Annotated in this window: 15 protein-coding genes and 1 pseudogene; 5 read left to right on the forward strand and 11 right to left on the reverse strand. The window is 73.3% G+C overall.

Annotated elements, in window-relative coordinates; genetic code table 11:
• Window positions 1–680: 680 nt before the first annotated feature.
• Window positions 681–1,100 (reverse strand): ATP-binding protein, encoded by a 420-nt coding sequence (locus tag AC5WAM_RS18680; protein ID WP_495523210.1) that lies wholly within the window; start codon window positions 1,098–1,100, stop codon window positions 681–683.
• A 118-nt stretch (window positions 1,101–1,218) separates the two neighbouring features.
• The gene (gene bldG, locus AC5WAM_RS18685) at window positions 1,219–1,560 is read right to left on the reverse strand and encodes an anti-sigma factor antagonist BldG (RefSeq protein ID WP_030677886.1); all 342 of its coding nucleotides are present in this window, start codon (window positions 1,558–1,560) and stop codon (window positions 1,219–1,221) included.
• An 81-nt stretch (window positions 1,561–1,641) separates the two neighbouring features.
• Between bldG and AC5WAM_RS18690 the strand changes: the two genes are divergently transcribed.
• Window positions 1,642–4,095 (forward strand): DEAD/DEAH box helicase, encoded by a 2,454-nt coding sequence (locus tag AC5WAM_RS18690; RefSeq protein ID WP_495523211.1) that lies wholly within the window; start codon window positions 1,642–1,644, stop codon window positions 4,093–4,095.
• A 120-nt stretch (window positions 4,096–4,215) separates the two neighbouring features.
• Here AC5WAM_RS18690 and AC5WAM_RS18695 read toward each other — a convergent pair.
• The 7 genes and pseudogenes from AC5WAM_RS18695 to ssd form a co-directional block, all read right to left on the reverse strand.
• Window positions 4,216–4,545, reverse strand: a pseudogene (locus tag AC5WAM_RS18695) (Rv3654c family TadE-like protein); the annotation flags it as partial.
• Window positions 4,542–5,012: a TadE family type IV pilus minor pilin gene (locus tag AC5WAM_RS18700; RefSeq protein ID WP_495523212.1), complete on the reverse strand. Its 471-nt coding sequence runs from the start codon at window positions 5,010–5,012 to the stop codon at window positions 4,542–4,544. The gene AC5WAM_RS18700 and the pseudogene AC5WAM_RS18695, both read right to left, overlap by 4 nt.
• The gene (locus tag AC5WAM_RS18705) at window positions 4,999–5,352 is read right to left on the reverse strand and encodes a DUF4244 domain-containing protein (protein ID WP_495523213.1); all 354 of its coding nucleotides are present in this window, start codon (window positions 5,350–5,352) and stop codon (window positions 4,999–5,001) included. Before AC5WAM_RS18705 ends, AC5WAM_RS18700 begins: the two co-directional genes overlap by 14 nt.
• Window positions 5,353–5,547: 195 nt before the next feature.
• On the reverse strand, window positions 5,548–6,135 hold the full coding sequence (locus AC5WAM_RS18710) for a type II secretion system F family protein (RefSeq protein ID WP_495523214.1): 588 nt from the start codon (window positions 6,133–6,135) through the stop codon (window positions 5,548–5,550).
• A 236-nt stretch (window positions 6,136–6,371) separates the two neighbouring features.
• The gene (locus AC5WAM_RS18715) at window positions 6,372–7,298 is read right to left on the reverse strand and encodes a type II secretion system F family protein (RefSeq protein WP_495523215.1); all 927 of its coding nucleotides are present in this window, start codon (window positions 7,296–7,298) and stop codon (window positions 6,372–6,374) included.
• Entirely contained in the window at window positions 7,295–8,464 is a 1,170-nt protein-coding gene (locus tag AC5WAM_RS18720; protein WP_495523216.1) for a TadA family conjugal transfer-associated ATPase, read from the reverse strand. Before AC5WAM_RS18720 ends, AC5WAM_RS18715 begins: the two co-directional genes overlap by 4 nt.
• Entirely contained in the window at window positions 8,461–9,612 is a 1,152-nt protein-coding gene (gene ssd / locus AC5WAM_RS18725) for a septum site-determining protein Ssd (RefSeq protein ID WP_495523609.1), read from the reverse strand. Before ssd ends, AC5WAM_RS18720 begins: the two co-directional genes overlap by 4 nt.
• Window positions 9,613–10,127: 515 nt before the next feature.
• Here ssd and AC5WAM_RS18730 point away from each other — a divergent pair.
• Entirely contained in the window at window positions 10,128–10,955 is an 828-nt protein-coding gene (locus AC5WAM_RS18730) for an HAD family hydrolase (protein WP_495523217.1), read from the forward strand.
• 459 nt (window positions 10,956–11,414) lie between these two features.
• Here the strand turns inward: AC5WAM_RS18730 and AC5WAM_RS18735 are convergent, their stop codons facing one another.
• The gene (locus AC5WAM_RS18735; RefSeq protein WP_366792177.1) at window positions 11,415–12,242 is read right to left on the reverse strand and encodes a Fic family protein; all 828 of its coding nucleotides are present in this window, start codon (window positions 12,240–12,242) and stop codon (window positions 11,415–11,417) included.
• A gap of 101 nt (window positions 12,243–12,343) precedes the next feature.
• On the opposite strand from AC5WAM_RS18735, the gene AC5WAM_RS18740 reads away from it, so the two are divergent.
• Window positions 12,344–13,324 carry an ATP-binding protein gene (locus tag AC5WAM_RS18740; RefSeq protein ID WP_366792176.1) on the forward strand — a complete coding sequence of 327 codons (981 nt, stop codon included), beginning with the start codon at window positions 12,344–12,346 and terminating at the stop codon, window positions 13,322–13,324.
• Between the two features lie 37 nt (window positions 13,325–13,361).
• On the opposite strand, the gene AC5WAM_RS18745 is transcribed toward AC5WAM_RS18740, so the two are convergent.
• Window positions 13,362–14,651 carry a polysaccharide deacetylase family protein gene (locus AC5WAM_RS18745; RefSeq protein ID WP_366792175.1) on the reverse strand — a complete coding sequence of 430 codons (1,290 nt, stop codon included), beginning with the start codon at window positions 14,649–14,651 and terminating at the stop codon, window positions 13,362–13,364.
• Window positions 14,652–14,945: 294 nt separating this feature from the next.
• On the opposite strand from AC5WAM_RS18745, the gene AC5WAM_RS18750 reads away from it, so the two are divergent.
• Window positions 14,946–17,366 (forward strand): bifunctional SulP family inorganic anion transporter/carbonic anhydrase, encoded by a 2,421-nt coding sequence (locus AC5WAM_RS18750; protein ID WP_495523218.1) that lies wholly within the window; start codon window positions 14,946–14,948, stop codon window positions 17,364–17,366.
• Window positions 17,367–17,578: 212 nt separating this feature from the next.
• Window positions 17,579–19,579: an acetate--CoA ligase gene (gene acs / locus AC5WAM_RS18755; RefSeq protein WP_495523219.1), complete on the forward strand. Its 2,001-nt coding sequence runs from the start codon at window positions 17,579–17,581 to the stop codon at window positions 19,577–19,579.
• Window positions 19,580–19,669: the final 90 nt, after the last annotated feature.

Consider the following 19,669-nt stretch of genomic DNA (forward strand, 5'->3'; position numbering starts at 1 on the left):
AGAGCGCCGCAAACGGAATTGGCGCACAGGTGCGTATCTTCAAAAGATCGCAGCCGTCGATTGACCCCGAAAGCGGTAATGCCCCAAAACCATTGACGCCGGAGTCGACCACGCCTTCTCGGCCCCCACCTTCATTGATCACCACCCCCTCGCCCACCAATTTCCTCACTTGTCACATAAACGAAAACCGTGCGCAGGCATACGGAGAACAGATTTATGCAACGAGGGAGACGGCAGGAGGCCGGTCGGGCCGGTCGGCCGGGTGGGGCAGGTGGGGCGGAGCGAGGCAGGTGCGCGGCGCTCGGTGGGGGCACACGGCCGCGGGGCCTTCGCCGGGGCCCTGGGGGCGCAGCTTCGGCAAAGGGGGTTTGGGGATGGGATGCGCTGTCCGGTCCGGTGGAGCCAGGCGGGAGGCCTCGCTGGAGCCCGGCGGGAGGCCTTGCTGGGGCCCGTCGTGGGAGGCCTCGCTGGGGCCCGCGTGGAGGCGCGGCCGGGTGGCCTCGTTGGGGGCCCGCGGGAGCACGGGCGGGAAGCACCCGCTGGGGCATGGCCGGGAGGCACCGCTGGGGCGCGCGTGAAGGCCCGGCTAGGAGGCACTGCCGGGATGGAGCTCGGGGCGCGGCTCGGCAGAGCGGGCGCGGCTCGGCAGAGCGTTGGCCGCGGGCGCGGCCGGGGCGTCGCTAGGGCGTCGTGGGCCAACGCATGCGGATCAGGCCGCCGCCCTCGTCCGCCGTGACCTCCACGTCGTCGACGAGCCCGCTGATCACCGCGAGGCCCATCTCGTCCTCGCCCTCGGCCTCGGGGTCCTCAGCGCCGGGCCGGCCGTCGGACGCGGCCGCGGGCACGACGCGCGGCGCCTCGTCACCGACCTCGATGGAGAACTGCTTCTCCTCCTCGACCAGCGCGACGCGCACGGGCGCGGTGATCCCTGCGGCTTGATGCAGCCCCACGGCACGGGTGCAGGCCTCGCCGACCGCGAGCCTGACCTCGTCGAGGACGGCCTCGTCCACTCCGGACCTTCGCGCCACCGCGGCCGCCACCAGTCGGGCGGTCCTGACGTGCTCGGGCAGCGCGCTGAAGCGGAGTTCAACGGTGGCCATGCATCCCCCTCGGACATACACGCGTGCTGTCGAAGGGCCGGGCCGTCGGCCCGGCCCCCCGCCGTACTGCCACTCCGGGACGGAGCCCGGAAACCCCGGACCTGCCGGGGCGTCCGGCTCAGTCGGTGGCCGCGACCGCTTCGTCGACCGAGGTGTGGATCGGGAACACCTTGGTCAGGCCGGTGATGCGGAAGATCTTGAGAATGCGCTCCTGGTTGCACACCAGGCGCAGCGAGCCCTCGTGGGCCCGCACGCGCTTCAGGCCGCCGACCAGCACGCCGAGTCCGGTGGAGTCGAGGAAGTCCACGCGCTCCATGTCGACGACCAGATGGAAACTGCCGTCGTTCACCAACTCGACCAACTGCTCGCGCAGCTTGGGCGCGGTATAAACATCGATTTCGCCACCGACCTCGACGACCGTACGATCGCCGACGGTACGGGTCGACAGAGACAGGTCCACGGATCCTCCAGCACCTTGCTATCGAGCGGTCGCCCCTCGGGACACCTCGGCCCACGCCCCCGGGACGGATCGCCAGCCGCGATGGCATTCAATCACTTACGGGCAGGCGTGCACGACGCCTTCGGACCATTGTCCATCCCGCCAGTGACACACTCGATGCCGATGGCCAACTTTTCCCCTTCCGGAAGACCCTCGGCGGACACCCCGGCACACGTCTCCCCGCAGACGGTCCTGGACCGTCTGACCACGGGGCCGAGCCGGGCTGCGCGCGTCACTCATACGGAGCACCTGCCCCCGAGGGCGGCCCGCTATGCCGTCTGGCCCGATCGCATCCGCTCCGAGGTCGTCGCCGCCGTCCAGAAGGCCGGAATCGAGCACCCCTGGGCCCACCAGGCACGGGCCGCCGAACACGCGCTTGACGGCACGTCCGTCGTCGTCGCCACCGGCACCGCGTCCGGCAAGTCATTGGCATATCTCACACCGGTGCTCTCCGCCCTCCTGGACGGCGCCGAGGCCGCGAACGGGCGCGGCACCACCGCCCTGTACCTGGCCCCCACGAAGGCCCTCGCCGCCGACCAGCGCCGCGCCGTGCGCGCCCTGGCCGAACCGCTCGGCCCGGCCGTCAGACCCGCCGTGTACGACGGCGACACCCCCGTCGAGGAACGCGAGTGGGTGCGCCAGTACGCCAACTACGTCCTGACCAACCCCGACATGCTGCACCGCGGGATCCTCCCGTCCCACCCCCGCTGGTCCTCCTTCCTGCGGGCCCTGCGCTACGTCGTCATCGACGAGTGCCACACCTACCGCGGCGTCTTCGGCTCGCACGTCGCCCAAGTCCTCCGCCGCCTGCGCCGCTTGTGCGCCCGCTACGGCTCCGATCCCGTCTTCCTCCTCGCCTCCGCCACGGCCGCGGAGCCCGCCGTGGCCGCGCGGCGCCTGACCGGCCTGCCCGTCACCGAGGTCGCCGACGACGGCTCGCCCCGAGGTGAGGTCGTCTTCGCCCTCTGGGAGCCGCCGCTCACCGAGCTCCACGGCGAGAAGGGCGCCCCGGTGCGCCGCACCGCCACCGCCGAGACCGCCGACCTGCTCACCGACCTGACCGTGCAGGGCGTCCGCTCCGTCGCCTTCGTCCGCTCCCGGCGCGGCGCCGAGCTGATCTCCGTGATCGCCCAGGAGCGCCTCAGCGAGGTCGACCGCTCCCTGGCCCGCCGCGTCGCCGCCTACCGGGGCGGCTATCTCCCCGAGGAACGCCGCGCCCTGGAACAGGCCCTGCACTCCGGCGAACTCCTCGGCCTCGCCGCCACCACCGCCCTCGAACTCGGCGTGGACGTGTCCGGCCTGGACGCCGTCCTCATCGCGGGCTATCCGGGGACCCGGGCCTCGCTGTGGCAGCAGGCGGGCCGCGCCGGGCGCTCGGGGCAGGGTTCCCTGGCGGTGCTCGTGGCCCGCGACGATCCTCTGGACACGTATCTCGTCCACCATCCCGAGGCGCTGTTCCACCAGCCCGTCGAGTCGACCGTTCTCGATCCCGACAATCCGTACGTCCTCGCGCCCCACCTGTGCGCCGCCGCCGCGGAACTTCCCCTCACCGAGGAGGACTTCCCACTCTTCGGGCCGACCGCCGAGGAGCTGATGCCGCAGCTGGAGGCCGCGAAGCTGCTGCGCCGCCGCACGAAGGCCTGGCACTGGACCCGCCGCGAGCGCGCCGCCGACCTCGCGGACATCCGCGGCGGGGGCGGCCGCCCCGTCCAGGTCGTCGAGGAGGGCACGGGTCGGCTGCTCGGCACCGTCGACGCCTCCGCCGCGCACACGACCGTCCACGAAGGCGCGGTCCACCTCCATCAGGGCCGTACGTATCTCGTGCGCCACCTGGATCTGGAGGACTCCGTCGCGCTCGTCGAGGAGGCCGTCCCGCCCTATTCGACGACCGCCCGCGACACCACCGCCATCTCCGTCCTCGACACCGACACCGAGATCCCCTGGGGGCCCGGCCGCCTCTGCTACGGCTCCGTCGAAGTCACCAACCAGGTCGTCTCCTTCCTGCGCCGCAAGCTCATCACCGGCGAAGTGCTCGGCGAGACCAAGCTCGACCTGCCGCCGCGCACCCTGCGCACCCGCGCGGTGTGGTGGACGGTCACCGAGGACCAGCTCGACGCGGCCCGGATCAACCCGGAGATCCTCGGCGGCGCCCTGCACGCCGCCGAGCACGCCTCCATCGGCATGCTGCCGCTCTTCGCCACGTGCGACCGCTGGGACATCGGCGGCGTCTCCGTGCCCCTGCACCCGGACACGCTCCTCCCGACGGTCTTCGTGTACGACGTTCATCCGGGCGGCGCCGGGTTCGCCGAGCGCGCCTTCCACACCGCCCGCGCCTGGCTCACCGCCACCCGCGAGGCCATCGCCTCCTGCGAGTGCGAGGCCGGGTGCCCGTCGTGCATCCAGTCCCCCAAGTGCGGCAACGGCAACGAGCCCCTGCACAAACGCGGCGCGGTCCGTCTGCTCACCACCCTCCTGAAGGACGCGCCGGTGGACTGAGCCCTGGCCGGGGGTGCCCACTGGCTCCTGCCGGGGCGTGCCGAGGCCTGTCGGCATCGCGGGCCCGGCCCGTGATCTGACCTCCGTCGTGAACGGCCCGAGCTCCGCCGCCGCCGTCACGTCCGACACCTGGCCTTGGACCTCGCACTTCACGATCCGCGTGCCCTGCGCCCGCGCCACCCGGCCCGCCCGCGCGCAGGCCTCGTCGGGCCCGGCCGTCCAGTGGTCCGCCGCGGCGAGCGCGGCCAGATCCGCGGCGCCGCCCGCCCGGTGCCGGGCGACCGTCACCTGCGCCATCGCCAGGGCGGCACCGGTGACCACGCACAGCACGGCCAGGACGACCACCACCCACACCGTGGCGGCACCCCTGTCGGCCTGGGCGGCGCTCCGGCCCGCCCGGAGGCCCACCTGGACAGCGCTCCGGCCCGCCCGCGGCCCGGCCCGTCTCACGTGCCCACCCCCGCCGCACCCGCCCCCACCGCGTCCTCCGCCAGCGCCACGGCCTCCGCGCGCAGCCGCACCCCGAGCCCCAAGGGCCGCGGGCCCGGTGACGGTGCCACCACCTCGACCCGCACCAGGTCCCCGTCCCGGCGCACGGCGACGCGCGCGCCGGGCGGTGCCGCCTGCCGGGCCGCCGCCACGGCTGTGCCCTGCGGATCCTGACGTGCCATCGCCCGCGCCCCCGCCCTGGCCGCGTCCACGCACTGGATCTGCGCGGACGCGGTCATGAGGATCCACAGGAGCCCCATCGTGAACAGCACCAGGGTCGGCAGGACCACGGCCGCCTCCGCCGTCACGAACCCGGCGTCGCCCCGCTCCTCGGGCCCGCCCGCGCCGCCCCGTCCTGCGGCCCTTGCCCTGCTCCTGGCCCGACCGGAGGTGCCCTCTGCGGCCGCCCCCGCCTCAGAACTGCACATGGAGCGCCCTCTCCACCACCGCTTGCAGCCCGGCGTGGACGGGCCCGCTCGTCACCACCTTGTAGAGCAGCCCGGCGAAGCCCACGGCTGCGATCAGCCCCATGGCGTACTCGGAGGTCGCCATTCCGGCATCCCGCGCGCCGGTGCGCGTCCCCGCCCAGCGGCGTGACGCCCAGGCCCGCGCCGAGTCGTACCCGCGCCCGTGCCCGCGCCCCGGCACCCGCCCACAGCCACGGCCACTCCCCTGACTCCGCCCCTGTCCCTGCTCGTGTCCCTGGACCCGCCCGGGTCCCTGGCCCGGCTCGTGTCCCTGGCCCTGTCGCGACATACCAACCCCCATGAGATGTCCCCTCGTTGAGATACGAAATTTCCTGTCCTTGCTCACAGCCCCCCGCCTTCCGAACTCACAGCCCTCCGCCTTCCGGACTCGCGGACCCTCCGCCTTCCGAACTCACGGCCCTCCGCCTTCCGGACCGCAGGCCTTCCGCCTTCCGGGCTCGCGGCCGCACCCCTCCGCGCGGCCGACGGCACCCCTTCAGCGGGCGCTCAGCAGCGCTCCCCCGAGGCCCATGACCACCGGCACCACCCCGAGCGCGATGAACGCGGGCAGGAAGCACAGCCCCACCGGAGCCGTCATCGCGACCGCGGCGCGGCGGGCCCGGGCGGTCGCCTCGCGGGCTCTGTCCGCCCGGCAGTCCGCGGCGAGGCGGGCCACGGGAGCGGCCGCGGGCGCCCCGGACTCCCCAGCCCGCTCCAGGAGCCGGGCCAGCGCCCCGGCGCCCGGAACGGCGCCCAACTGCCGCCAGGCGTCCGCGGGCTCACCGCCGAGCCGCACCTGTGCCGCGCCCCACGCGAGCCGCTCGCCGACCGGCCCGCGCAGCGACTCCCCGACGGCCTGAGCCGCCACGACCGGCCCGGCCCCGGCAGCCACGCACGCCGCCACCAGGTCGGCCGCCAAGGGAAGTTGCCGCGCGGCCTCAGCCGCGTCGAACTCCGCCTCCTGGCCGGGGCTCCGTCCCATCCGCGCCACGGCGCAGCCGAGCCCCACGCCGACTACGAGGCCCGTCGCCCCGCCGAGCAGCGCCCATCCGGCGGCGACCGCGCCGACCACGGCGAGCCGCACGCGGACCCCGTCCCGCCGCCCGGACAGGCCGCCATGCCACCGCGCGCGCCACCGCCCGCGCCACCGCGGCCTCCACGGCCAGGGCCGACCCGCCCGCCCCTGCTCGCCCAGAGCCGCCACCACGCGTCTGCCCAGGGCCCGTTCACGCCGGACCGCTGTCGCCACGAGGGCCAACCACAGCACCACCACCGCCGACCACACAGCCACCCCCACCCTGTGGAAAACCTCGGCCTCGCTCATCGCCCCTCCGCCTTTCGCATGATCCGCAGCGCCCACCAGGCGCCCGTGCCCTCCAGAAGCCCGCCCACGAGGAGGCACCCGAAGCCCGCTCCCGTGTGCAGCAACACCCGCAGCGGCCGGGCGCCGAGCGCGCCGCCCATCAACAGGCCGAGCGCGGGAAGCCCGGCGAGCAACACGGCCGTCGACCGGGCGCCCGCCAACTGGGCCCGCAGATCGGAGCGTTGGTCACGCTCGGCCCGCAGGGCACCCTCCAGCCGCTCCAGGCCCGCCGCGAGCCCCGCGCCCCGGTCGACAGCGACCCGCCAGCAGGCCGCGAGCCCCAGGAGCCCCTCGGCGCCGGGCTCCCGGGCGGCCTCGCGCAGCGCCCCCGGCACGTCCCCGCCGAACCGCGCCGCCGCGAGCACCCCGGCCCACTCCCCGCCGAGCCCCCGGCCCCCAGACCGACCGGAGCCCACCAGCTCTGCGGACCCCGTATCGGACCGGCCCACCGCGGGGTCTTCCGTGGCCGTCCGCAGCGCCTCGCCCGGCTGCCTCCCCGCGCGCGCCTCGCCCGCGAGCGCCCCGCACAGAGCGATCACCGCGTCCGTGCGCCGCTCCCGCTCCCTGCGGGCCTCCCGGGCCCTGCGCAGCCGCCCGGCCAGGGGCACACCGACCGCCCCCGCGACGAGCGGCGCCATCGATTCGCCCAGGACCGCGATGGCCAAGCCGCCCGCCAGAACCCATACTTCGGACCCCACACGGCCGCCGAGCCGCTCGCGCACCACGGCGACTGTCCGGTGCCACAAGGGCCCGGGGCCCGCCGTCCCGGGCACCGCGAGCGCCAGCCTCGCCCGCCGCAGCTCCCGGACCCGGGCGCGCCCTCCCAGGAGCCACACCGAACCGCCCGCGCACAGCACCGCACCCCATGCCGTCGCCGCGCTCACGCGGTCTCACCCCGGCTTCCGAGCAGGGTGCTCAGCCGCCGCCAGCCGCGCTCCTGGACGAAGCCGCGCTCGCCCCACCGCAGCGCGGGCACCGTCGTCACGAGCCCGGTGGCGTCCCGCTCCAGGACGTGCACTTCGGCCACGCGGCGGCGCCCGGCCCGGTCCCGGGCGAGGTGGATGACCACGGAGAGCGCGGCCGCCACCTGGCTGTGCAGGGCCGCGCGGTCGAGCCCGGCGGCCGTGCCCAGGGCTTCGAGGCGGGCCGGGACGTCCGCCGCGGCGTTCGCGTGCAGGGTGCTGCAGCCGCCTTCGTGGCCCGTGTTGAGCGCGGCCAGGAGATGCACGACCTCCGCGCCCCGGACCTCGCCGACGACGAGCCGGTCGGGTCGCATCCGCAGGGCCTGGCGCACCAGGTCGTCGAGGCCGACGAACCCCGCGCCCTCCTGGTTCGCCGGCCGGGTCTCCAGGCGCACCACGTGCGGGTGCTCGGGGCGCAGCTCCGCGGAGTCCTCGGCGAGGACGATCCGCTCCCCCGGGCCGACCAGGCCGAGCAGGGTGCTCAGGAGCGTCGTCTTGCCGCTGCCCGTGCCGCCGCTGATCACGTACGACAGGCGGGCGTCGAGCAGGGCGCGCAGGAAGCGCTCGCCGCCGGGCGGCACCGTGCCCGCGGCCGTCAGCTCCGCGAGGGTGAAGGCCCGCGGCCGCACGACCCGCAGGGACAGGCAGGTCGAGCCGACGGCGACCGGGGGTAGGACGGCGTGCAGCCGGGTGCCGTCCGGAAGGCGGGCGTCCGCCCAGGGCCGCGCGTCGTCCAGGCGCCGCCCCGCGACCGCAGCGAGCCGCTGGGCGAGCCGCCGCACGGCCGCCGCGTCCCGGAACGCCACCTCCGTGAGCTCCAGGCCGCCGCCACGGTCCACCCACACCCGGTCCGGCGCGGACACCAGGACATCGGTCACCGAAGGGTCCGCGAGCAGGGGTTCGAGCGGGCCGGCGCCCACGAGCTCGGAGCGCAGCTGCTGGGCCGCCCCCAGGACTTCGGCGTCGCCCAGGACGCCTGCCTGGGCCCGCAGGGCTTCGGCGACCCGGGCCGGGGTCGGCTCCGTGCCGTTCGCGGCGAGCCACTGGCGTACGCCGTCGAGCATGCGGGCACCCACGACGGCGTTCATACGCGTCCTCCGGTGGTGTCGGCCGGAAGCTGCTGCCAGAAGGCGGCGCAGAACCGGGCGAGCGGTCCGCGCGCCAGGCCGCCGGGTGGCTGTCCGCCGTCCTGGGCCGCCACGAGGCCGTGCTCCCAGGGCAGCTCGCCGATGAGGGGCAGCTGGAGGAGGCGCGCGACCTCGCCCGCGTCGAGCCCGTCGCCTCCGTCGAGCGTGCCGCGCCCGGACCGGCCTGTGGTGGCCACGACCCGCAGGTCCCGCAGCACCATGCCCGCGGCCGACGCGACCCGGCGCGCCCCGGCCACCGCGCGCAGCTCGCGCGGCACCACCAGGAGGCCCAGGTCGAGCTGGGCGAGCGCCTCGCCCACCGTCTCGTCCACACGGCGCGGCAGGTCCACGACGACCACGCCGCCGCGCCTGCGGGCCGCGGCGAGGACGGCCCGCATCGCCTGCGGGGCGACGGCGACGGTGTCGCCGCGATCCCAGCTGAGCACCCGCAGGTCGTGCAGCTGGGGCAGCGACTCCTCCAGGGCGCCGCCGCCGACCCGGCCGCGCGACTGGGCGAAGGCGGGCCAGCGCAGCCCGTCCGCGGTCTCGCCGCCGAGCAGGACGTCGAGCCCGCCGCCCAGCGGGTCGGCGTCGATGAGCATGGTGCGCCGCCGGGCGCGCGCCGCCGTGACGGCGAGGGCGCAGGCCAGGGTGGAGGCCCCGGCACCGCCCCGGCCGCCGATGACGCCGATGGTGAGGGCGGGCCGCCCCACGCCCTCGGCCACGTCGGCGATGCGGTCCACCAGCCACTGCTCGCCGTCCGGCAGGACGAGGACCTGCTCGGCGCCGATCTCCACCGCGCGCCGCCACACGTCGGAATCGTCCTGATCCCGCCCAACCAGCACCACTCCGCGCCGCCGCGCGGCTCCGCGCACCCGGTCCGCCGCGTCGTCCCCGACCAGGACGAGCGGGGCCGAGGCCCAGGTGTCCTTGCCGCCCCCGCGCTCCGGCACCCCGTGGTGCACCTCGGGTCGCGCACCCGCCGCGGCGCACAGCCGCAGCAGGTCATCCAGCAGGTCCGCGTCCTCGGTGACGATCAGTGGTGCGCCCGGCCGCCCGTCGGACGGCGGCGACGCGTCGCCCGCAATGACTCCGCCCACGATCTCCAGCCCCCTCTCGCTGCACGTCCTTCGAATGCGTGCCTGTGCGCATCCGGATCCGAGCCCGCGGAGACCGGCCAATGGAATCCGGCCATGAACTTCACGAGCGGAATCAGCGTGCTGCGCTCCCGGAAATCGTGTGGATCTTGGTCAATAACTGTGGAGAAGGCGGGGGCTGTGAATATCTCCGTCACCCATACCGGTGAGGCCCCGAACGACTTCCGCAGCGCAGCGCTACGACTACGCACAGTGAGGAATTGTGGGCAGGGCTCAGCGGCGCCCTAGCGGCCCATGTGGACGCTCGGCGAACAATGAAGATCAGAAACCGGGGGCAAAAACCCATCCGGACATGCGACGACCCCCGCCGGGGGGGAGAGCGGGGGTCGTCCCCTCGGTCCGACTCGGGGGGGGAGGAGCCAGACCGGGTTAGCACGGTCGCGAACGATCCGTGACTTCCATGGTGTACCCGAGAGCCTTCTCAGGCAAACCCACGCGCCTCAGCTTACGCCGAATGGTGGGCGCCTATGCTCGGGCTCGTGGAAAACCACTCCTTGCCTCGCACAGCCGCCTTCTTTGACCTGGACAAGACGGTCATTGCGAAGTCGAGCACCCTCACCTTCAGCAAGTCGTTCTACCAAGGTGGCCTGATCAACCGGCGAGCGGTACTGCGGACCGCATATGCCCAGTTCGTGTTCCTCGCCGGTGGCGCCGACCACGACCAGATGGAGCGGATGCGCGAGTACCTGTCCGCGCTCTGCCGGGGGTGGAACGTGCAGCAGGTCAAGGAGATCGTCGCCGAGACCCTGCACGACCTGATCGACCCGATCATCTACGACGAGGCCGCCTCGCTCATCGAGCAGCACCACACCGCCGGGCGGGACGTCGTCATCGTCTCCACCTCGGGCGCCGAGGTGGTCGAGCCGATCGGTGAACTGCTCGGCGCGGACCGGGTGGTGGCCACCCGGATGGTCGTCGGCCCCGACGGCTGCTTCACGGGTGAGGTGGAGTACTACGCGTACGGTCCGACGAAGGCGGAGGCGATCAAGGAGCTCGCCGAGTCGGAGGGGTACGACCTGGAGCGCTGCTACGCCTACAGCGACTCGTTCACCGACATGCCGATGCTCGATGCCGTCGGCCACCCCCATGCCGTCAACCCCGACCGGGCGCTGCGCCGCGAGGCCCTCGCGCGCGAGTGGCCGATCCTGGACTTCCACCGCCCGGTGCGGCTCAAGCAGCGGCTGCCCGCGCCGCCGCGCCCGGCGCTCGTCGCCGCGGCCGCGGTGGGGGCCGCGGCGGCCACCGCGGGCCTGGTCTGGCTCGCCACCCGCCGCCGCTCCGCGGCGGCGAGCTGACACGCGCGCGTGGGGATGCGCCCGGGCTCCGAGGGGCGACCGGAAAGCCCTGTCCGGTTCACCCTTGTTTGAACCTAAAAGTAAAGAAGTGCGCCCAGGGCTTCCGCTTCCCCCAGGACAGTAGTACAAAGGAGTCAACGGCCCGCGAGACCAAGGACATCCGAGAGGATTACCTTCAACCGCAGAACTGGCCCCACGGACCGAAGCATGAACACCGAGCACCCACGCGACGTCGACCCGTCGATTACGGGCCAGCCGCACCAGGTGACGGGCAAAGTTCCCGACCTGATGGGCACATGATTCGAGGACGCTTGGTAACTCGGTGGACATGCCAGCGGCGGTACGAAATCTCGTACCGCCGCAACCCTGTTCAGGGCCCGATCGCCCTCTCCTTGAAGCCCGCTGGGCCGATCGCCCTCTTCTGAGGTCCGCCCCAGGAAGTGCCCCGCCGGAGCCGCCTCAGGCGGCGCCCCGCTGCAGCGCCTCGCACACCGCCGTCGACTCCCTGACGCCCAGCTCAACGGCCTTGCCGCAGTGGGCGATCCAGGCCGCGACCCCCTCCGGCGTCCCGGACGCGTAGCCCGCGAGCGCCGCCGCGTAGGCGTCGCGCCCCAGCTCCGCGTGGCCCGCCTCGGCCGGGCAGACCGACTTCGGGTCGAGCCCGCTGCCCACCAGGACGACGCGCTCGGCCGCACGCGCGACCAGACCGTTGTGCGAGCCGAAGGGCCGCAGCACCGCCAGTTCGCCGTGCACGACCGATGCCATCACCAGGGCGGGTGCCGAGCTGCCCGCGACGACGATGCGTGAGAGCCCCTCCAGGCGTCCCGCCACCTCGTCGGCACCCGGCACCGCCAGCGCGGACACGGGCCCGTCCAGGGGCTCGTCGACCGGCTCGCCCGCGAGGCGCGGACGGCCCGCCGTCTCGTCCGAGTCGGCCGCCGCGACCAGGTGCAGCCGCGCGAGGACCCGCAGCGGCGACTGGCGCCAGATGGAGAGCAGCTGCCCCGCCTCGGCCGTGAGGCGCAGCGCGGCCCCCACGACGCGCGCCTCGGCGTCACCGCTGAAGTCGCTGCGCCTGCGCACCTCTTCGAGCGCCCACGCGGCACCGGACAGCGCGGCGGAACCACGGGCTCCGCGCAGCGCGGCCTCCGAGGTGATCTCGTTGCTGCGGCGGCGCATGATCCGGTGTCCGTAGACGCGGTCCACGGCCTTGCGCACGGAGTCCACGGCGTCCGGGACGCCGGGCAGGGCGCCCAGGGGAGCCAGCGGATCGGGTGTCGTACTCATGAGTACGACCCTACGCACTCGGGGGCGCCGCCCCACGAAGGAGTGGTCTTCTTCACTCAAGGGCCGGTGTGCCGCGGGGCGCGCCACTACGCTAACCGACCATGAAAATCGCTTTCGTGGGGAAGGGCGGCAGCGGCAAGACCACGCTGTCCTCGCTCTTCATCCGACACCTCGCCACCACCGGCGCCCCCGTCGTCGCGGTGGACGCCGACATCAACCAGCACCTCGGCGCCGCGCTCGGCCTCGACGACGAGCAGGCCGCCGAGCTGCCCGCCATGGGCGCGCGGCTGCCGCTCATCAAGGACTATCTGCGCGGCGCCAACCCGCGCATCGCCTCCGCCGAGACGATGATCAAGACGACACCGCCCGGCGACGGCTCCCGGCTGCTGCGGCTCCGCGAGCAGAACCCGGTCTACGACGCGTGCGCGCGGCCGGTGGAACTCGACGGCGGCGCCGTGCGTTTGATGGTCACCGGGCCGTTCACCGAATCCGACCTCGGTGTCGCCTGCTACCACTCCAAGACCGGAGCGGTGGAGCTGTGTCTGAACCACCTGGTCGACGGCCGCGACGAGTACGCCGTCGTCGACATGACCGCCGGCTCGGACTCCTTCGCCTCCGGAATGTTCACCCGCTTCGACATGACGTTCCTCGTCGCCGAGCCGACCCGGAAGGGGGTCTCCGTCTACCGCCAGTACCGCGACTACGCACGGGACTTCGGCGTCGCCCTGAAGGTCGTGGGCAACAAGGTCCAGTGCCAGGACGACATCGACTTCCTGCGCGAGCAGGTCGGCGAGGACCTTCTGGTGACCGTCGGGCACTCGGACTGGGTGCGCTCCATGGAGAAGGGCCGCCCGCCCCGGTTCGCCCTCCTTGAGGACACCACCCGCACCGCCCTGCGCACGCTTCAGGACGCCGTCGACGCCACGTACGAGCACCGCGACTGGGAGCGGTACACGCGCCAGATGGTGCACTTCCACCTGAAGAACGCGCAGAGCTGGGGCAACGCCAGGACCGGAGCCGACCTGGCGTCCCAGATCGACCCCGACTTCGTCCTGCGCGAGGAAGCGGTCGCCACAGCGTGAGAGGCCCCACGGGTGGACCCTCACGGGCCGCTCGCGGCTACCTCTTGGCCGGTTCGGCCCCCGGGACCCCCTTGGGTGCCGGGGCCGGGCGGGCCGAGAGGAAGGCGGGCCAGCCCTCCTTGGGGGCCTTGCCGACGCCGAGCTTGGTCAGCTTGGCGAGGACCTGCGGGTCCTGGGCGTCCAGCCAGTCGGCGAGCTGCCGGAAGGACACGCACCGCACGTCCCTCTTGGTGCAGACCCGCTCGATGGTCTCCTCGACGGCGCGCATGTACGTGCCGCCGTTCCAGGACTCGAAGTGGTTGCCGATGATCAGGGGCGCGCGGTTGCCGTAGTAGGCGCGGTCGAAGCCCTTGAGGAGGCCGTCGCGCATCTGGTCGCCCCAGTACTCATGCCGGGACGGATCGCCCTGGGAGGTCGAACCGGACTGGTTCACCATGAAGTTGTAGTCCATGGTGAGCGTCTCGAAGCCGCGCCCGGGGACGGGGACGAGCTGCATCGACAGGTCCCACAGGCCCTCCTTCTTCTCGGGCCAGAGCTGGTTGTTCACCCCGCTGGTGTCGTAGCGGAAGCCGAGTTCGCGGGCGGCCCGCATGAAGTTCTTCCTGCCTTCGAGGCAGGGGGTGCGGGCGCCGATGAGCTCCTTGTCGTAGTCGAAGGGCAGCGGCAGCGCGCTTTTCACGCCCGCGTTGGTCTTCCAGGCCTTCACAAAGGACTTGGCCTGCCGGATCTCGCTCTTCCAGTCGTCGACGGACCACTCGTCGACGCCCCGGCCCGCGCCGCAGAAGTGGCCGTTGAAGTGCGTGCCGATCTCGTTGCCCTCGAGCCAGGCGCCGCGGAGCTGGTCCACGGTGTCCCTGATTCCCTTGCGGTCGTTGAAGCCGATGTCCGAGCTGCCGGCCAGGTGCTGCGGCGGCTTGTAGAGCCCGCGCTTCTCCTGCGGAAGCATGTACACGCCGCTGAGGAAGTAGGTCATCGTGGCGTTGTTGCGCTTGGCGACCTTGCGGAAGTACGAGAAGAGCTTCTGGCCGTCCTCGCCAGCGCCGTCCCAGGAGAAGACCACGAACTGCGGCGGCTTCTGCCCCGGCGCGAGGCGTTCCGGCCGGGGCAGCAGGGGTTGCTTGCCGGTGAAGGCCGTGGAGCCGTCGCCGATCAGCCGGACCGGTGACTTGGGCGCGGCGGCACCGGCCGGCTTCTTCGCGCCGTGCGCGCCCTCGCGCGCGCTCTTCTTCGTGTCGGACGCGCCAGCTCCGCACCCGGCCAGGGCCGCGACGCAGACCACGAGGGCGGCGAGCCCGGCCGCGGCGGCAGTCCTCTGGTTGGCGGCCATCCGCCCACCTACTTCCGTACGAATCGGGACAGAACCCAAGCAACTTCGCACAGAGGTGCGGGAGCCCCATTACGACAAGCCGATGAATAGGCTTAATCACTCGTTGAGGTGATCACTTGCCCCATTTGCGCCAAAAATCCTGCCGTGACCTTTACTCTGCATTACGATTCGTTTACCGAGAGTTGAGTCGTCCCGCCGCTGCAACGCCGTGACCCACGGCCGCGACCCGCCCTCCGGCAGCCCGTCGGAGGCCCACCTGTTCCGCGACCGCGCCGCCCCGGAGGAGTCGGGAAAATGTCTGCCAGCGTCCCCTCACGCGCCACCGACTCGGCCCCGGCCGCAAGCACCCGGCAGCCGCACGCGCCACCGCCGCGCCGCGCCTTCCGTGTCGCGGGCGCCGACCTCTCCGCGTCGATCGCCGTGTTCCTCATCGCCCTGCCCCTGTCCCTGGGCATCGCCCTCGCCACCGGAGCGCCCCTCCAGGCGGGCCTCGTCGCCGCGGCCGTCGGCGGCGTCGTCGGGGGCCGTCTCGCCGGGTCACCGCTCCAGGTCAGCGGCCCCGCCGCCGGGCTCACCGTCGTCACCGCCGACCTCATCCAGCGCTACGGCTGGCGCACCACCTGCGCGATCACCGTCCTCGCCGGGCTCACCCAGGTGGGCCTCGGCTGTCTGCGCGTGGCCCGCACGGCCCTCGCCGTCAGCCCCGCCGTCGTGCACGGCATGCTCGCCGGGATCGGCGTCACCATCGCGGTCGCCCAGCTGCACATCGTGCTCGGCGGCACCCCGCAGAGCTCCGTGATCGCCAACCTCAGGGCGCTGCCCGCCCAGTTGACCGAGGTGCGTCCGGCCGCCCTGTCGATCAGCCTTCTGACCTTCCTCCTGCTGCTCGTCTGGCCCCGTCTGCCCGGGCGGGCGGGGCGCGCGGCGCGGGTCCTGCCCGCCCCCCTGGTGGCCGTCGCCGCCGCCACGGCGCTCGCGGGCTTCGCCGCGCTCCAGCTGGACAAGGTCGACCTGCCGTCCTGGCGCAGCCACGCGCTCGCGGGACTGCCCGAAGGGCCCGCGCTCGGCCTGGTGGCGGCCGTGCTCACGATCACGCTGGTGTGCAGCGTGCAGTCGCTGCTCGGCGCGGTCGCCATCGACAAGCTCACGTCCGGCCGCCCGGACTCGCCCCCCGGAGTGGGCCGTTCCGACCTCGACCGCGAGCTGCGCGGCCAGGGTGTGTCGAACATCGTCTCCGGCCTGCTCGGCGGCCTTCCCGTCGCCGGAGTGGCGGTGCGCAGCGTGGCGAATGTCCGCGCGGGTGCCGTCAGCAGGAACTCCACGATGCTGCACGGCGTTTGGGTAGTAGTAGCCGCCCTGCTGCTCGTGCCCGTCCTGGAGCTGATCCCGCTCGCCGCCCTCGCCGCCCTCGTCATGGCCGTCGGCATCCAGATGGTCAGCCTGAACCACATCCGTACCGTCACCCGGCACCGCGAGATCCTGGTCTACGCGGTCACCACCCTCGGCGTGGTCGTGCTCGGCGTCCTCGAAGGGGTCGCGCTCGGCGTCGCCGCCGCCGTGGCCGTGGCCCTGCACCGCCTCGCCCGCACCCGCATCACCTGCGACGAGGACGCGGAAGGAGTCCATCACGTGCACGTCCGAGGACAGTTGACGTTCCTCGCCGTGCCCCGCCTCAGCCGCTGTCTGCACCACATCCCGCACCGGGCGCACGCCGTCGTGGAGCTGGACGGCTCCTTCATGGACCACGCGGCGTACGAGACGCTGCAGAGCTGGCAGGACGCGCACGCCGCGCACGGCGGCACGGCCGAGATCACCGGCCGTGGCGGCCAGCGGATCGCCGAGCCCGCCAGGATCGCCCACTGCAGCTGCCGCCCCTGGACGCCGTGGCGCAACCACAACTGCGAGGCGCCCCCGCAGCACTCCCCCGACGCCCCCCACGGCCACCCCCACCACCAGCACGAACTGGCCCAGGGCATCAGCGCCTTCCAGCAGCACACGGCCCCCCGTGTGCGGGGTGAGCTGGCGCGGCTCGCCCGCGAGGGGCAGCGGCCCGTGCAGCTGTTCCTCACGTGTGCCGACTCCCGGGTCGTCACCTCCATGATCACGTCCAGCGGCCCGGGCGACCTCTTCGTCGTGCGGAACGTGGGCAATCTCGTGCCGCTGCCCGGCGCCGAGAGCGGGGACGACTCGGTCGCCGCCGCGATCGAGTACGCGGTGGACGTGCTGGAGGTCAAGTCCATCACCGTGTGCGGGCATTCGGGGTGCGGGGCGATGCAGGCGCTGCTCAGCTCGCCGCCGACCGGGGCGCAGACGCCGCTCAAGCGGTGGCTGCGGCACGGCCTGCCGAGCCTGGAGCGGATGGCCGCGTCCAGCACCGCCGAGCCCTCCGGCAGGATCGCCCCGCGGCTCGCCGGGCGGGCCCCCGCGGACGCGGTGGAGCAGCTGTGCCTGACCAACGTGGTGCAGCAGCTGGAGCATCTGCGGGCCCACGAGGCGGTCGCGCGCCGCCTCGCCGAGGGGACCCTGGAGCTGCACGGGATGTACTTCCACGTCGGCGAGGCCCAGGCCTATCTGCTGGCCGAGGGGACCGGCGGCGCGCCCGGCACGCCCGGCGGCCTGCCCCTGCCGCACGAGGTGTTCAGCCAGGTGCGGCCCTCGCCCGGGACGGGCCAGGTGCGGCCCTCCCCCCGCGCGGAGGCCACGCCGACCGGCTGAAACACGCCAATGGGCTGAAAGTAGCGGTTCCCCCCACCCCGGCGGGGGAACCGCCGCTCGGCCCGCCGGAGAAGGCCGCATCCCTTGCCCCGACAGGCCGCCCCGCCCCCGAGGGGCCCCCTACGCCAATCGCCCCCCGACCTGCTGCCCCCTACAGGTCTAAACCAATAATCGGCAAGCCCTTGTCACCAGGGCCGGGTGTCTGATGAGCTGTGGCTTGGGACACAACGGACACCCTGAGAAAGGGAGATGTCGTGAGTAACGAAAGCCTGGCCAACCTCTTGAAGGAGGAGCGTCGCTTCGCGCCGCCGGCCGATCTGGCCGCGCGGGCCAACGTCAGCGCGGACGCGTACGAGCAGGCCAAGGCTGACAGGCTCGGCTTCTGGGCCGAGCAGGCCCGTCGGCTGACCTGGGCCACCGAACCGACCAAGACGCTCGACTGGTCGAACCCGCCGTTCGCGAAGTGGTTCGAGGACGGCAAGCTCAACGTCGCGTACAACTGCGTGGACCGCCACGTCGAGGCGGGCCACGGCGACCGGGTGGCCATCCACTTCGAGGGCGAGCCCGGCGACAGCCGTGCCCTCACCTACGCCGAGCTGAAGGACGAGGTGAGCCGCGCCGCCAACGCCCTGACGGAGCTGGGCGTCGGCAAGGGCGACCGGGTCGCCGTCTATCTCCCGATGATCCCCGAGGCGGTCGTGGCGATGCTGGCGTGCGCCCGCATCGGCGCCGCGCACTCGGTGGTCTTCGGCGGCTTCTCCGCCGACGCGATCGCCGCCCGCATCAAGGACGCCGACGCCAAGCTCGTCATCACCGCCGACGGCGGCTACCGCCGGGGCAAGCCGTCCGCGCTCAAGCCCGCGGTCGACGAGGCCCTGGGCCGCGTGGAGGGCGTCGACAAGGTCCTCGTCGTACGGCGCACCGAGCAGGAGGTGGCCTGGACCGAGGGCCGCGACCTGTGGTGGCACGACGTGGTCGGGCGGCAGTCGGCCGAGCACGCCCCGGAGGCGTTCGACGCCGAGCAGCCGCTGTTCATCCTGTACACGTCGGGCACCACGGGGAAGCCCAAGGGCATCCTGCACACGTCGGGCGGCTATCTGACCCAGGCGTCGTACACCCACCACGCCGTCTTCGACCTCAAGCCGGAGACCGACGTCTACTGGTGCACGGCCGACATCGGCTGGGTGACGGGCCACTCGTACATCACGTACGGACCGCTGGCGAACGGCGCGACGCAGGTGATCTACGAGGGCACCCCGGACACCCCGCACCAGGGCCGCTTCTGGGAGATCGTGCAGAAGTACGGGGTGACGATCCTGTACACGGCGCCCACGGCGATCCGTACGTTCATGAAGTGGGGCGACGACATCCCCGCGAAGTTCGACCTGTCCTCGCTGCGCGTCCTGGGCTCGGTCGGCGAGCCGATCAACCCCGAGGCGTGGGTCTGGTACCGCAAGCACATCGGTGGTGACAACTGCCCGATCGTGGACACCTGGTGGCAGACCGAGACCGGCGCGATGATGATCTCGCCGCTTCCGGGCGTGACCGAGACCAAGCCGGGCTCCGCCCAGCGCGCGCTGCCGGGCATCGCCGCGACCGTCGTCGACGACGAGGCGAACGAGGTGCCCGACGGCGGCGGTGGCTATCTGGTCCTCACCGAGCCGTGGCCGTCGATGCTGCGCACCATCTGGGGCGACGACCAGCGGTTCATCGACACGTACTGGTCGCGCTTCGAGGGCAAGTACTTCGCCGGGGACGGCGCCAAGAAGGACGAGGACGGCGACATCTGGCTGCTCGGCCGGGTCGACGACGTGATGCTCGTGTCCGGGCACAACATCTCCACCACCGAGGTCGAGTCGGCGCTCGTCTCGCACCCGTCGGTCGCCGAGGCGGCGGTCGTGGGCGCGGCGGACGAGACCACCGGCCAGGCCATCGTCGCCTTCGTGATCCTGCGGGGCACGGCGAACGCCGAGGACGAGGGGCTCGTCGCGGACCTGCGCAACCACGTGGGCGCGACGCTCGGCCCGATCGCCAAGCCCAAGCGGATCCTGCCGGTGGCCGAGCTGCCCAAGACCCGTTCCGGGAAGATCATGCGGCGGCTGCTGCGGGACGTCGCGGAGAACCGCCAGCTCGGTGACGTCACCACGCTGACGGACTCCTCCGTGATGGACCTCATCCAGTCCAAGCTCCCGGCCGCGCCCAGCGAGGACTAAGTCGTTCCTCGGTCGGCTGCGGCTTGTCCGTGGCTGGTCGCGCAGTTCCCCGCGCCTCTTTGGGGCGCGCCTGAGGCACCCGGCGTTCCG

The sequence above is a fragment of the Streptomyces sp. JLYT201 genome (assembly GCF_059448825.1).

Excerpts from the sequence above, each read along its gene's own strand:
- AC5WAM_RS18680 (WP_495523210.1), bottom strand. The coding sequence starts at position 1,100 with ATGGCCACCGTTGAACTCCGCTTCAGCGCGCTGCCCGAGCACGTCAGG.
- AC5WAM_RS18690 (WP_495523211.1), top strand. The coding sequence starts at position 1,642 with ATGGCATTCAATCACTTACGGGCAGGCGTGCACGACGCCTTCGGACCA.
- AC5WAM_RS18700 (WP_495523212.1), bottom strand. The coding sequence starts at position 5,012 with ATGTGCAGTTCTGAGGCGGGGGCGGCCGCAGAGGGCACCTCCGGTCGG.
- AC5WAM_RS18705 (WP_495523213.1), bottom strand. The coding sequence starts at position 5,352 with ATGGGGGTTGGTATGTCGCGACAGGGCCAGGGACACGAGCCGGGCCAG.
- AC5WAM_RS18720 (WP_495523216.1), bottom strand. The coding sequence starts at position 8,464 with ATGAACGCCGTCGTGGGTGCCCGCATGCTCGACGGCGTACGCCAGTGG.
- AC5WAM_RS18730 (WP_495523217.1), top strand. The coding sequence starts at position 10,128 with ATGCTCGGGCTCGTGGAAAACCACTCCTTGCCTCGCACAGCCGCCTTC.
- AC5WAM_RS18735 (WP_366792177.1), bottom strand. The coding sequence starts at position 12,242 with ATGAGTACGACACCCGATCCGCTGGCTCCCCTGGGCGCCCTGCCCGGC.
- AC5WAM_RS18740 (WP_366792176.1), top strand. The coding sequence starts at position 12,344 with ATGAAAATCGCTTTCGTGGGGAAGGGCGGCAGCGGCAAGACCACGCTG.
- AC5WAM_RS18745 (WP_366792175.1), bottom strand. The coding sequence starts at position 14,651 with ATGGCCGCCAACCAGAGGACTGCCGCCGCGGCCGGGCTCGCCGCCCTC.
- AC5WAM_RS18750 (WP_495523218.1), top strand. The coding sequence starts at position 14,946 with ATGTCTGCCAGCGTCCCCTCACGCGCCACCGACTCGGCCCCGGCCGCA.